11 protein-coding genes are annotated in these 13837 nt (G+C 67.7%); 3 read left to right on the top strand and 8 right to left on the bottom strand.

What is annotated here, in order from left to right; translation table 11 throughout:
* Nucleotides 1-37: 37 nt before the first annotated feature.
* From ytfQ to ACNR9W_RS15870, 6 genes are all read right to left on the bottom strand, one after another.
* A complete protein-coding gene (ytfQ, locus tag ACNR9W_RS15895) occupies nt 38-997 on the bottom strand; it encodes a galactofuranose ABC transporter, galactofuranose-binding protein YtfQ (RefSeq protein ID WP_419269892.1) in 960 nt (319 codons plus the stop codon).
* Nucleotides 998-1040: 43 nt separating this feature from the next.
* A complete protein-coding gene (locus ACNR9W_RS15890) occupies nt 1041-2549 on the bottom strand; it encodes an aldehyde dehydrogenase (NADP(+)) (RefSeq protein WP_419269894.1) in 1509 nt (502 codons plus the stop codon).
* A gap of 10 nt (nt 2550-2559) precedes the next feature.
* Nucleotides 2560-3471 carry a Gfo/Idh/MocA family protein gene (locus ACNR9W_RS15885; RefSeq protein ID WP_419269895.1) on the bottom strand — a complete coding sequence of 304 codons (912 nt, stop codon included), beginning with the start codon at nt 3469-3471 and terminating at the stop codon, nt 2560-2562.
* Complete coding sequence (gene araD / locus ACNR9W_RS15880) at nt 3471-5213, bottom strand: L-arabinonate dehydratase (RefSeq protein ID WP_419271709.1); 1743 nt, start codon at nt 5211-5213, stop codon at nt 3471-3473. Before araD ends, ACNR9W_RS15885 begins: the two co-directional genes overlap by 1 nt.
* 9 nt (nt 5214-5222) lie before the next feature.
* Entirely contained in the window at nt 5223-6218 is a 996-nt protein-coding gene (gene araD1 / locus ACNR9W_RS15875) for an AraD1 family protein (RefSeq protein ID WP_419271711.1), read from the bottom strand.
* A 262-nt stretch (nt 6219-6480) separates the two neighbouring features.
* Complete coding sequence (locus ACNR9W_RS15870; protein WP_419269425.1) at nt 6481-7761, bottom strand: glycosyltransferase; 1281 nt, start codon at nt 7759-7761, stop codon at nt 6481-6483.
* A 175-nt stretch (nt 7762-7936) separates the two neighbouring features.
* Between ACNR9W_RS15870 and ACNR9W_RS15865 the strand changes: the two genes are divergently transcribed.
* Together ACNR9W_RS15865 and ACNR9W_RS15860 are read left to right on the top strand one after the other, a co-directional pair.
* A complete protein-coding gene (locus ACNR9W_RS15865) occupies nt 7937-9109 on the top strand; it encodes a glycosyltransferase family 4 protein (protein WP_419269427.1) in 1173 nt (390 codons plus the stop codon).
* Between the two features lie 239 nt (nt 9110-9348).
* Nucleotides 9349-10545 (top strand): calcium-binding protein, encoded by a 1197-nt coding sequence (locus ACNR9W_RS15860; RefSeq protein WP_419269429.1) that lies wholly within the window; start codon nt 9349-9351, stop codon nt 10543-10545.
* A 78-nt stretch (nt 10546-10623) separates the two neighbouring features.
* On the opposite strand, the gene ACNR9W_RS15855 is transcribed toward ACNR9W_RS15860, so the two are convergent.
* Together ACNR9W_RS15855 and ACNR9W_RS15850 are read right to left on the bottom strand one after the other, a co-directional pair.
* Entirely contained in the window at nt 10624-12072 is a 1449-nt protein-coding gene (locus ACNR9W_RS15855) for a GumC domain-containing protein (protein ID WP_419269430.1), read from the bottom strand.
* Nucleotides 12073-12756 carry a P-loop NTPase family protein gene (locus ACNR9W_RS15850; RefSeq protein WP_419269431.1) on the bottom strand — a complete coding sequence of 228 codons (684 nt, stop codon included), beginning with the start codon at nt 12754-12756 and terminating at the stop codon, nt 12073-12075.
* A 58-nt stretch (nt 12757-12814) separates the two neighbouring features.
* Between ACNR9W_RS15850 and ACNR9W_RS15845 the strand changes: the two genes are divergently transcribed.
* Nucleotides 12815-13810 (top strand): glycosyltransferase family 2 protein, encoded by a 996-nt coding sequence (locus tag ACNR9W_RS15845; RefSeq protein WP_419269432.1) that lies wholly within the window; start codon nt 12815-12817, stop codon nt 13808-13810.
* Nucleotides 13811-13837: the final 27 nt, after the last annotated feature.

Genomic DNA, 13837 nt, shown 5'->3' with positions numbered 1-13837 from the left:
GGGCCGGGCCGCGCCATGGCGCCCCGGCCTTCGGCTGTCAGTAGCCCAGGTCCTTGCGGCGGTCGTATTCGCCCTGCGGATCATCGGCGGCGGTATAGAGCTTTGATTCCGTCTGGATGAACTTCGGCGGCTCGGTTCCGTCGGCCCAGTAGGCGGCCAACGCATCAAAGGCCGGTCCGGCCATGTTGGGCGTCAGCTCGACCGTCGCATTGGCCTCGCCCGCCGCCATTGCCTGAAAGATGTCGGGCACGGCATCGATCGACACGACCAGGATGTCCTCGCCCGGCTTCAATCCGGCCTCCTTGATGGCCTGGATCGCGCCCACGGCCATGTCGTCGTTATGGGCATAGAGCGCGCAGATGTCCTTGCCGCCGTTCTCGGCCTGAAGGAAGCTCTCCATGACCTCCTTGCCCTGCGCGCGGGTAAAGTCGCCGGTCTGGCTGCGCACGATCTCCAGGTTGTCGTGGCTTGCGATTGCGGTCTCGAAGCCGGTCTTGCGGTCGATGGCGGGGCTGGAGCCGGTCGTGCCCTGCAACTCGACGATGCGGCACTCCTTGCCGGCCACCTGATCGGCCAACCACTGACCGGCCACCTCCCCCTCATGGACCAAGTCGGAACCCACGGCGGTCAGGTAAAGGTCCTCGCTGCTGTCGACCTTGCGGTCCAGCAGCACGACCGGGATCTCGGCCTCCTTGGCCTCCTCCAGAACCGAATCCCAGCCCGTCGCCACGACGGGGGCCAGCAGGATCGCGTCCACGCCCTGCGCAATGAAGGACCGGATCGCCGCGATCTGGTTTTCCTGCCGCTGCTGGGCGTCCGAGAATTGCAGCTGGATGCCGCGTTCCTCGGCCTGCTGCCGGGTCAGCGTCGTTTCGGCGGCGCGCCAGCCGGATTCCGACCCGATCTGGGAAAAGCCGACAGTCTCTCCCTCGGCCATCGCCATCGTGGCGGACATTGCCAGGGCTGCGGCCGAGGTCATCAGGAATGCTCTTCTCATCTTTTCCTCCTCCTTGTTGGTCGGTGTCGCGCGCCCGTCTCCCTCAGTCGCGCAGGTCTTTCGGCAGCAGGGCCTCGGGGATGTTCTGGAAGCAGACCGGCCGCAGGAAGCGGCGGATCGCCAGGGTCCCGACACTGGTCGCGCCGAAATTCGTCGATGCCGGGTAGGGACCGCCGTGGACCATGGCATCTGCCACCTCGACCCCCGTGGCCCAGCCATTGGCCAGCACCCGGCCCGCCTTGCGTTCCAGCACCGGCATCAGCCGGGCGGCCAGCGGGGTGTCCCCCTCCTCCATCTGCAGGGTGATGGTCAGCTGCCCCTCCAGGCCCTGGGCCACCTCCAGCATCTCGTCATCCGAGGCCACCGTCACGATCAGGCCAAGCGGCCCGAAAACCTCTTCGCCAAGTGCATGATCGGCCAGGAAGGCGGCCGCGGTGGTGCGGAAAACCGCCGGGCGGGCATTGCGGCCTTCGTTGTCGGGGGCCATGACGGGCTCGGCCAGACCGGCGATGCGCGCGGTCCCGTCGCGATAGGCCGCCGCGATGCCGTCGGTCAGCATGACCTGCGCGGGGCTGTCCTGCAGCGCCTGCCGGGCGTTGTCGACAAAGGCGTCGGCGTCAGCTTCGGGCAGGACCAGCAGGCCGGGATTGGTGCAGAACTGCCCCGCGCCCATTGTCAGGCTGCCGACCCAGCCCTGCGCGATCTGCGCCCCCCGAGCCTGCAGGGCATGGGACAAAAGGAAGCAAGGGTTGATGCTGCCCAGTTCGCCAAAGAACGGGATCGGCTCGGGCCGGGCCGCGCAGAGGTCGAACAGCGCACGCCCGCCCCGCAGGCTGCCGGTGAAGCCCACGGCCTTGATCAGCGGATGCTGGACCAGCGCCTGCCCGACCTCGTGGCTGTCGCCATGGAGGAAGGAAAAGACGCCGCCCGGCATGCCGCATTTGCGGATGGCGGCATGGATGGCGGCGGCGATGACCTCTCCGGTGCCGGGATGGGCCGGGTGGCCCTTCAGGACCACAGGGCAGCCCGCCGCCAGTGCCGAGGCGGTGTCCCCGCCGGCCGTCGAGAAGGCCAGCGGAAAGTTCGAGGCGCCGAAGACCGCCACGGGGCCGATCGGGCGCTGGATCATCCGCAGGTCCGGGCGCGGCAGCGGCTGGCGGTCGGGCAAGGCGGCGTCATGGCGGCGGTCCAGATAGGCGCCGTCGCGGATATGGCTGGCGAACAGCCGCAGCTGACCGCTGGTGCGGCCGCGCTCGCCCTGCAGGCGCGCCTCGGGCAGACCGGTTTCCTGCGTGCCGATGCGGGTGATCTCCTCGGCGCGGGACTCGATCTCGTCGGCGATGGCCTCCAGGAAGGCCGCGCGCTGGTCGCGGCTGGTTGCCGCGAAGGTCTGGAATGCCTCCTCGGCGGCGCGGACGGCATGGTCCACCAGGTCGGGCGTTCCAGAGGCGAACTCATGTGCCGGCCCCTGCGCCGGGGAGGAACGGAACCGGCTCTCGCCGTCCAGCCATTCGCCCGCGATCAGGTGCTTGCCATGGGGAGTATAGGTCATCGCTGTTCCTTCAGAATTCGAACGGATCGACGGTGGAGCGTCGACCCAGGGTGAATGCGTCGGCGACCAGCACCATCGGCGCCAGATCGATATCCGCGCGGCCCTGGCGCACAAGCTGCGCCATGCGTGCGTAGAGGGCGGGATATTCGCCCATGATGCTGTCCTGCCCCCCGGCGGCCTTGCCGTCGATCTCCAGCACGTTGCCGCCGCTGCGCAGGGCCAGGTGCCCCCCGTCGGTCCGGAACTCCATGTCCCAGGTCTGCGGACCTTCCTGTCGAAAGTCGAAATCGGCCTCGATCCCCTGCGACAGGGACAGGCGGGCCGCGATGGGCGCCTGGCGGTTGGCCGGGACGTCCAGTTCGGCGCCCAGCAGGTGGACGGGCCGGGGCAGGATCTCGGTCAGGATCGACAGGGCGTTGATGCCGGGGTCGAAAACGCCCATACCCCCCGCCGCGAAGATCCAGTCCTGGCCCGGATGCCACTTGCGCACGTCCTCGCGCCAGGTGATCCGGCCGTCCAGCACGGTCCGATCGGACAGCCATGCCTTTGCCGCCGCGACCGCGTGGGCCATGCGCGAATGCCATGTGGCAAAGATCGAGACGCCCGCGGCCTGCGCCATGCCCTGCAGGGCATGCACCTCGGACAGGGTCGCGCCGGGGGGTTTTTCCAGCATCAGGTGACGCCCCGCCTTCAGCACCGCCACCGCCGCCGCAAAGCGCGGCACCGGCGGCAGGCACAGGCTGACGGCCTCGACATCGGGATGCGCCTCCAGCATTTCGGCGATGTCGCCGAAGGCGGGAATGCCGGGCACCGAGCCATGCCGCGAGACCGTGGCAGCCAGGGTCCAGTCGCCGCTGGTGGCAAGCGCCGGGACATGCTGGTCCAGCGCGATCTTCCCGATGCCTGCAAGCGCGATTTTCATCAATGGCTGTCCTTTCCGACATCGTTTCCGCGGCATCCCTTGAGGAAGTCCATGTCCGCGCCGGTGTCGGCGCCCATGACGTGCTGCTGGTGGAGCCAGGCGTAGCCGCTGGTGGGGGGATCGGGCAGGGGCTGCCAGGCGGCCAGGCGGGCGGCCAACTCGGCCTCGGGGATGTCCAGGTGCAGGCGGCGGGCGGGGACGTCCAGCTCGATCATGTCGCCCGAGCGCACCACCGCCAGCGGGCCGCCGGCCGCGGCCTCGGGCGAGGTGTGCAGCACCACCGTCCCATAGGCCGTCCCCGACATCCGCGCGTCCGAGATGCGCACCATGTCGGTCACGCCCCGGCGCAGCACCTTGGGCGGCAGGCCCATGTTGCCGACCTCGGCCATGCCGGGATAGCCCTTGGGACCGCAGTTCTTCAGCACCATCACGCAGGTCTCGTCGATGTCGAGGTCCTCGTCCTCGATGCGCGCCTTGTAGTCGTCGATGTCCTCGAAGACGACCGCGCGGCCGCGATGGACCAGCAGATGCGGGCTGGCGGCCGAGGGCTTCAGCACCGCCCCGGCGGGCGCCAGGTTGCCCTTCAGCACCGCGATGCCGCCCTGCGCCGTCAGCGGCCGGTCGACCGGCAGGATCACCTCCTCGTTCCAGTTCACGACATCGCGGACCTCGTCCCAGATCGTCATGCCGCTGACCGTCAGCGCGTCCCGGTGCAACTGCCCCGCCTCGGCCAGGCGCTTGATCACCACGGGCAGGCCGCCGGCATAGAAGAACTCCTCCATCAGGTACTGGCCCGACGGCATCAGGTTCACGATCGTGGCCACGCCGCGGCCAAGCCGGTCCCAATCGTCCAGGGTCAGGTCGACCCCCACCCGTCCGGCCATGGCCAGCATATGGATCACCGCGTTCGTGGACCCGCCGATGGCGCCGTTCACGCGGATCGCGTTCTCGAAGGCGTCCCTGGTCATGATGTCCGAGGGCTTGAGGTCGTCCTTGACCATCTGCACGATCCGCCGCCCCGACATCTGCGCCATCACCCGGCGGCGGCTGTCCACGGCCGGGATGGCGGCATTGCCCGACAGCGCCATGCCAAGCGCCTCCGCCATCGAGGCCATGGTGCTGGCCGTGCCCATCGTGTTGCAGGTCCCGGACGATCGCGACATGGAGGCCTCGGCCTCCAGGAACTCGTCCTGGGTCATCAGCCCGGCCTTGACCGCCTCGCTGAAGCGCCACAGATGCGTGCCCGAGCCCACCCGCTCGCCCCGGAAATGCCCGTTCAGCATCGGCCCGCCGGTCACCACGATCGAGGGGATGTCGCAGGAGGCCGCGGCCATCATCAGGCTGGGCGTGGTCTTGTCGCAGCCGACCAGCAGCACCGCGCCGTCCATCGGCTGGCCGCGGATCGTCTCCTCGATGGCCAGCGCCGCCAGGTTGCGAAACATCATCGCGGAAGGGCGGAAGGTGTTCTCGGAGGCGGAAAAGACCGGCACCTCGACCGGAAAGCCGCCCGCCTCCCACACGCCCGCCTTCACCTTCTCGGCCAGTTCGCGCAGATGGCCGTTGCACGGCGTCAGCTCGGACCAGGTGTTCAGGATGCCGATGATCGGGCGCCCGTCGAACAGGTCATGGGGGTAGCCCTGGTTCTTCAGCCAGCCGCGGTGATAGATCGTGTCGCGCGAATTGCCGCCATACCATTCCTGCGAGCGCAGTCGGCGGGGCCAGGGGGCGGGGGTAAAGCTCATCGTCGGACCTCAGAGGGCGGCGACCGCGACCGGGGTCGGGTCGGCATCGTGTTGCAAAAGCGGGTTCTGCAGCGGCAGGCCGAAATCGGGGCATTCGATCCGGAAGATGTCGCCCGCCCGCGCGGTGATCCCGTCGGCGAATGACAGGGTGGCGGTGCCGAAGAAATGCACGTGCACGTCGCCCGGCTGGCGGAACAGGTCGTACTTGAAGTGGTGGTGCTCCAGGTTCGCCAGGCTGTGGGACATGTTCGCCTCTCCCGACAGGAAGGGCTTCTGCCAGACCGTGGCGCCGTCGCGGACCAGGCTGCTGGTGCCCTCGAGATGCGCGGGCAGCGCGCCCACCCGCAGTTCCGGCCCGAAGCTGGCCGGGCGCAGCTTGGAATGCGCCAGCCACAGATAGTTGCCGCGCTCGGTCACGTGGTCCGAGAACTCGTTGGCCAGGGCAAAGCCCACCCGCAGCGGCCGCCCGTCCGGGGCGATCACGTAAAGGCCCGCGATCTCGGGCTCCTCGCCCGCATCCTCGGCAAAGCCGGGCGAGACCAGCGGCCCCCCCGGCGCGACCGCGGCATGACCGTTGCCCTTGTAGAACCATTCCGGCTGCGCACCGATGCCGGTCGCGGGCTTGCCGCCCTCCAGCCCCATGCGGAACATCCTCATGCTGTCGGTCACGTTCTCGGCCAGGCTCTCGGCCGCGCCCTGGTGCATCGCGTCGCGCGTCGCGGCCGAACCCAGATGCGTCAGCCCCGTCCCCGTCAGGTGCAGATGCGCCGGGTCGGGATGATCCAGCGGCACAAGCAGCCGCCCCGCCTCCAGCGCCGCGACCAGGTCGACCGCCGCGCCCCGGCCCCGCGCCTCGACCTCGGCCCCCAGCCCGCGCCCCGCCGCATGCGCCGCCAGCGCCAGATCCCGCGTCGAGGACACCCCCCGCACCAGATGCGCCCCATCATCGCCCCGCACCGCAACGCCACGCGTCCCGTCCTCAAGCGTCAGCTGCGAAAGCCACATCTCAGGCCTCCCGGTTCTTGTTGTCATTGTCAAAAATCCAGCCGCCAGAGAAGCCGAGCCTCTGGCCGTTCCCCCATGTCACGCGGCTGTCCTTGTTTTCCCCCTGCCCATCGTCCGGGCATGACAGGACCATAGCAACTGCCGGACATGATGGTAAAATGACAAAATCCGCCATCCGCATATCGGAAACGGCATCTGACTTCGGAAATGGCTAACTTCCTGTCGCTCCGCGCGCTCAAAGATGCGGCGGAGACGACGGCAGTCAGGCCGGGGCGCGCCGCTCCAGCAGGCCTTGGTAGAGGTCGACGATCCGGGCGGCTTTCGCATCCCAGGTGAACTGGATCTGGACCTGATGTCGCGCTGCCGCGGCCTTTGCGGTCAGCACGGAAGGGTCCTCCAGCACCCCTGCCAGCATCGCGGTCATGCCTGCGGTGATCTCTGCGCGGGTGCCGAGGGGGATGGCAAAGCCGACCTGGTCCGTCACCAGTTCTCCGGGCCCGGCATAGTCGACCACCATCGGCACCACCCCCAGGGCCATCGCCTCCAGAACCACGCCGCCGCCGAATTCGCGGATCGAGGGGAAGGTCAGCAGGTTCGCCCCTGACAGGATTTCCTGCACCCGGTGATGGGGCAGCGCGCCATGGAAGGTGACCTTGTTCTGGATCCCGATCCGGGCCGCCTGCTCGCGCAATTCGTCCAGCATCGGCCCGTCGCCCACGACGTCCAGCACCATCCGCCCCTCCCGCGCAAAGGGTGCGATGGCGTCCAGCAGGATCTGCGGTCCCTTGTAAGGGACCAGCCGCCCGACAAAGCAGGCCCGCAGCGGAAGGCCCAGGTCCTGCCGCGCGACCAGGTTGAAGCGTGACGGGTCGATGGCGTTTTCGGGCAGCCAGACGACCTTGTCCCGAAACGCCGCGGGAACCTCGCTTGCGGTGTGGCGCGAGCCGGCGATGATCAGCGACGCCGCCGACAGCGTCCGGCGGATCTGCGGGTTGAGCTTGTAGACCCCGCGGATGTAGGACAGCCACTCGCGCTCGCGCCGGCGCTCGGCCTCGAAGCCCTTGGGCCAGGGCACGCCCCCGTTCAGCGGCCCCAGGACGAAGGGCACCCCCGCCGCCGCGACCTTGGCCGCCACGGGCGACGAGGCCGTGGGCGACAACGGCGTGATCCGATGGACGATGTCATAACGACCGGCCCGGATGTCGGGGCCGAACCGCTGCCACAGGAGCCGTTCGAAATAGGGATAGCTGAGCGCCGCGATGGCGGACACCGTCGTCCAGCCACGACCCTTCCCCATGCGCAGCACCTCGGCCAGCCGGTAAAGCGGCGCGGCAACCGCCTCGCTGTCGATGGCGGTGAAATCCCGGTCCTCGATCAGGCCCGCCCGCAGGAAGGCATCTCGGTTGCGCACCTGGGTCACGATATGCACGTCCGCCCGCTGACGCAGCGCCGAGGCCAGCGACCAGCCCACCAGCGGGACCGACACCCATTCCGGATTGGCGGCTTCCGCTATGACAAGAACACGGGGTCGAAACGGGGACATGAACAACGCTTTCCGAAGGTGCTTGATACCGCCGGGCCAAACCCCGACAATCAGCGCGACAGTAACTCAGGCTGCGGGTCGAAACCATGTTCATCATCGCCGGCCCGTGCCGCCTGTCACATCCAAGCATGGAGAGGGGCCGGCCCTCGGGCCGCGGCTGTCGGAGGAACCATCGGTGACACTTGGATACATGGTTCCGGAGTTCCCGGGCCAGACGCATGCCTTCTTCTGGCGAGAGATCGGCGCCATCGAGGATGAGGGAACGCCGGTCAGGATCTATTCCACCCGTCGCCCCGCGCCGGGATCCTGCCCCCACCCCTTTGCCGCCGAGGCTGCCGCGCGCACGACCTATGTCTTTCCGCCCGGCATCGGCGCCACCGCCCAGCTTGCGATCCACCCCCGGCGGATGATGCAGGCCGTCGCCTATGTCAGATCGCTGGCCGAAAGCCCTGCCAAGGAAAGGCTGAAGCTGATGGCCCTCATCCCCTCGGCGGCGGCGCTGGTCCAGGACGCGCGCCGTCACGGGGTGTCGCATCTTCACATTCATTCCTGCGCCAATGCCGCCCATCTGGGCGCGCTGGCGCAGATCATCGGCGACCTGCCCTACAGCCTGACGCTGCATGGCGACCTGCCCGTCTACGGCGTGGACCATGCGGCCAAGATGGCGCGCGCGTGCTTCGTGGCGGCCGTCACGCGTCCGCTGGCGCAGCAGATCGCCGAGGTCAGTCCGGCGACCGATGCCCCGGTCATCTGGATGGGCGTCGATTGCGACAGGTTCCGGCCGGCCGCACGGCCGGCGAACGCGATCTTCACCATCGCGACCGTCGCGCGCCTGAACCACATGAAGGGCCATCGCTATGCTCTTGGCGCCGTGGCGATGCTGAGGGACCGGGGGATTTCTGTCCGCTACCGGATCGCCGGCGATGGTCCCGACCGCGCGCAGATCGAGGAAGAGGTCGCGCGGCTGCGCCTGTCCGACCAGGTCCAGATGACCGGCGCCTTGGGAGAGGCCGACATCCTCACCCTGCTGCACGCGGCGGATGCCCTGATCCTCAGTTCCTTCGGCCAGGGCGAAGCCGCGCCCGTGACGGTCATGGAAGCGATGGCCTGTGGCTTGCCCGTGATCTGTTCGCGCATCGGCGGCACCCCTGACATGATCACCGACGGCGTCGACGGGTTCCTGGTCGAGCAGCGCGATATCGCGGGCATCGCCACATGCCTGTCGCGCCTGATTTCGGACCCTGACCTTGCCCGGAGGATCGGTTATGCGGCCCGACGGACTGCCCTGGACCGATTCGACCGCCGCCTGAACGCCCGCCTCCTGCTGGACATGATCCGTCACGGGTGAGAGATTTTTTGCCGGCTGTGGCAAAAAGGCGCCGCTGCGGCTGGCAAGAGGCGTGCCACTTCGCGGGCCGGATATCCAGGGGCAACACCTAATGTCCGCTCTAATGCGGAATATCGCTTGGCCGGACAGCCGTTCTTGCGACTTCTCGCGCGTTCGTGGCGAGCCGGAAATTTCTTAACGCTTCCCTAATCATCTTGCCCTAGTTCCCGAGGAAGGAATTTTCACAAGAGGCGGGAACAATGCCGACGATCTGGGGAACGAACAGTGACGAAGCCCTGCGGGGCACAAGCCAGTCCGACGTCGTCTGGGGTCTGGAAGGCCTCGACACCTTCTACTGGCGCGACGGGATGGGCAACCATACCTATCACGGAGGAACCGGCGGCGAGCGGTTCGACGCGAACCCCTACAGCCCCGGAAATCCGGGTGGCGACCGGCTGTTTTTGGAAGGAAGCCGCGGCGCGACCATCACCATGTCCGCGACCGACAGCGGCCAGGTGCGGATTGGCGGGAACAGCCTGGACTTCACCGGCATCGAGCGGCTTCATGGCACCTCGGGTGACGACTTCGTCTTCGCGCGAGACGCCGGAATGAATGCCAGCGGCCGGGGATTGCCGGGTCACGGCATTTCCGTCTTCACCGGGGCGGGCAACGACAGCATCATCGGTTCGCGTTACGACGACATCATCGACGGCGGATCCGGGAATGACACGATCCGGGCCTTCACGGGTGACGACTTCATCCACTCCAGCACCGGGGACGACCTGATCTATGGCGGCGCCGGCAACGAGAACATCCGGTGGGGCAACGGTGACAGCCTGCACAACCCGGGCAATGACACCATCTACGGCGGCTCGGGGAACGACCTGATCAACATCTGGATCAAACGCGGCGACCTCAACCCCCAGAACGACGCCGTGGGGATCGAGGGGGCATCGGTCACCATCAACGCGATCAACACGGGCGGCAGCTTTGCAGGAACCGCCAGGTCGGGCGTGTTCGACACGGCAAGCCTGCGCTTTGCCGGTTTCGAACTGGGCTGGACCCATGCCGGAAACGATACGGTTGATGCCTCCGGTGCCAATGTCTCGTCGACCGGCATCGGCGTGAATTTCAACACGCGGTGGGGCAACGACCGGCTGATCGGCAGCGTCGGTGACGATACCCTCGACGGCTGCGAGGGCAGCGACACGATCCGTGGCGGTCAGGGCGACGACCTGATCTGGGCCGGCGGCGGGAGCGGGGGCGACGGGTATCGCGACGTGCTGAACTTCCGCTCTGGTGACGGACAGGACACCGTCTACGGCTTCGAGGAGGGCCTCGATGTTCTTGATCTGGGGGGGCGGCGCTATTCCGTCGCGCAGACGCAGGACGGGACGCTGCTGAACCTGGGGGGCGGCGACAGCGTCCTTCTGGATGGGGTTTTCGACTTTACCTGACAGCGGACCGGGAGCCTTTCCTGGCTCCCGGAACCCTTCGCCACCCAAAGCACCTGGGAAGATGTCTGGTGGGGCGGCTCAGCCTCCGCCCTGCAGGACGATGGTGGCCGCCAACGCCCCGCCAGCGCCCAGAATGACCAGGCTTGTGACGTCCCGGAAGCGTTGCACCAACTGCGCCCGCGTCGATGGCCGATAAAGCGACATGGAAATCGGCTCGACTCCCAGGAACTTCTTGACCTGGGAGCGCGTTCGCAAAACCGGCCGCGCCATTTCCAAGGCAAAACCGCTCAGAAGCGACAGGGCGAGGCTGAGGCCCAAACCCAGCACTGCGACGCGCCGCCTGCCGGAACTCATCGGATACTGTGCCTCGGTCGCACTTTCCAGAAGCACCATCTGCTGCCCGTAATCGCCCGAAACCAGACGCTGGTCCAATTGGGCCTGCGACAGGCGCTCGGCGATGGCGGCGCGGGGCACTTCCAGCGCCGCCTGCTGCCGTGCATAGTCAGCCAGCTGTTCCGCCACAGCGGGGATACCGGCGATATGGGCCTTGACGATCGGCAGCCGCCGCTCGACATCCGCGCGTTCAAGTTCGAGAGCAGCGACCTGGTCGCGGATCAGGTTGACCTGCCGGCTGAGCCCGGGCGCAAGCAGTTGCTGCTCCCCCGCACGCAAGGAGGCGATTTCACGCTCCAGCCGCTGCACCTCGGGATGGTCGGGTGCCAGGGTCCGCCGAGCCTGCGCCAGATCCACCTCGAGGACGCGCAACTGCTGGGCGACCGGCGCCGGGCGCCCCGTTTCAGCCGTCCCGACCTCCAGGGCCAGACGCTCCCGCTCCAGCTCCTGCAGCGATCGGATCAGCTCCGAGCGCTGGCTTTCCAGCCGCGTCTGCTCGGCCATCAGATATTCCAAGTTCTCCGGCATCCGCTCGACATTGGCGTTCCTGAAGGCGGCAACCTCCGCCTCCAGCGCGGCAATCTCCTGCAGCACGCGCCGGTCCTCGGATTCCAGCGTGTCGATCAGTTCGGCCAACCGCCTGCCACGGGCCTGCGCATTGCCGGACAGGATCTGGCGCGAGATGTCGTTGGCGAGATTGGCGGCATCGGCCGAGCGGCCGGCCCGCACGGTCACCTGCATGGCCGAGACGTCCATCTCGGCGCCGGGAATTCCCCCGACTGCGGGAATGAAGTTGATCCGGATATCCTCGCGGAACTGACCCACTCGCTGATCCTCGCTCAGGTCGGGCGCAGCGTCATAAAGATTGTAGCGCGACATCATGTCCAGAACATTGCTGCGCGCCATGATCCGCTGCTCGATGAGGCGCAGCCGATTGGCCGTGTCCTCGCTGTCCAGCCCCCCGCTGAGCAGGGTGGGCTGGACCTGGATCACCGCGATCGACTGATAGGCGCGCGGCAGCGCCATGGCCATCATCAGGGCGGCCAGGATACAGATCACCAGTATGGCGGCCATCACCGGACCCCGGCGCCGCAGCATTCCGATGAACTCGTGCCATCCGACTATCGGTCCCATTCAAGCCTCGCCATCATGCAGGAACAGCCCCAGCAGGGGGCAACTGGGGGTCACATAGGCCTCGCAGCGGCGCAGATCGGCCGCCCTGTCCTTGCGGCCGTCGATGGCCAGCAGCACCGACTGGACCAGCGGCAAAGCCGCCAGCCCGGCATCGCCCTGGAGGATCGGAGGCAGGTGCAGGATCGTGAAGTGCGGCGCCAGCGAAGTCTGGGCGACTTCCAGTTCCATGCGGAAGGTCTGGTCCAGCAGCAGCGTCGCGGCTTCGGTCGCCGCCGCATCGATCGTGACGAGGGCCAACTGCTCTGTCAGGCGAGCCATGTGAACCCTCTGCCGCGCCGCGGGGGCAGGCTGTCCAAGGCGCGTCCGGATCGGCTGGCGCGAAAAATCCAGATCGACCAGCGTCACCCGGCGCTCGGGGCGCCGCGCCTCGGACAGAGCCAGGTTCAGGGCCGTCAGAGGCGCCGCCGGACCCGGTCGTGCCTGGCTGACGCCGATGCGGTTCCAGTTGCGCGCGCTTGCCTCCGGCAGGACGCGCGTTCGCAGCAGATCATAGGCTTCCGCCCGGTCGGGATTTTGCGCGTCGGCGATGGCCGCACGCAGGCCTGCCTTTTGCGGCAACTCGATCCGTGGCAGGTCCGCCCATGTCTGCGCCTGCAGGTTGCTGTGACTGCCAGCTCCGTCCATACCCAATTTCTTTCTTCCGTCCCGTCAATCTTTCGTATCATATCGCCTTGTGCATTGCATGAAGCAGATCAGATTGTCCGCAACTTCCAACACATCCGTCAAAAACAATATCGTGGCCGCAGTCGTGATCGGCCGCAATGAGGGAGAGCGTCTGAAAGCCTGTCTTTCGGCTTTGTCCGACCAGGTCGGCCGCATTGTCTACGTTGATTCCGGATCCACGGACGGCAGTCCGGATCATGCGCGCGCACAGGGTGCGACCGTGCTGTCGCTGGACATGTCCCTGCCCTTCACCGCCGCACGTGCCCGCAATACGGGTCTGGCCGCGCTGGCCGGTGATCCCCCTGACTTCGTGCAGTTCCTGGACGGCGACTGCGTGCTGCAGCCCGAATGGCTGCCGGCGGCGCTGACTGCGTTGCGCGGCGACCCGGGTCTCGGCGTCGTCGCCGGCCGGCGGCGCGAGATCCATCCCGACCGCTCGATCTATAACCGGTTGTGCGATGCGGAATGGGACACGCCTGTCGGCGAGGCGCGCGCCGTGGGTGGCGACATGCTGATCCGCCACGAGGCGGTCACGGGCGTCGGGGGCTTTCGCGATTCGCTGATCGCCGGAGAAGAGCCCGAGATGTGCGTGCGCCTGCGGGCGGCAGGGTGGCGCATCAGTCGGCTTCCGGTCGAGATGACCCGCCATGACGCCAACCTGATGCGCTTTGGCCAATGGTGGCAGCGCAGCAAGCGGGCCGGTCATGCATTCGCCGAAGGCGCGGCGCTGCATGGCGCCCCGCCAGAGCGGCATTGGCGCACCGAAACGCGCCGGGCCCTGGCCTGGGGCCTGGCCCTGCCTGCCGCGGCCGTGCTGGGGGCGATCTTTCTGCACCCGCTGCTGCTGCTGCTGTTGCTGGCCTATCCGGCGCAATACCTGCGCCTCGCGCTTCGCATGGGCGCCACGCCCGCCTTCTTCTCCCTGCTGGGAAAGTTCCCCGAGGCGATGGGCGCCCTCAAATTTTACCGCAACCGGCTTGGCGGCCGGCGCGGGACGCTTATCGAATACAAGTAGGGCAACCGGCCGCGCCGGCCCCCTGAG

It is taken from the genome of Paracoccus sp. T5 (genome assembly GCF_048538155.2).
Taxonomy (GTDB): Bacteria; Pseudomonadota; Alphaproteobacteria; order Rhodobacterales; family Rhodobacteraceae; genus Paracoccus.
This window is presented reverse-complemented; position numbering and strand designations above follow the sequence as displayed.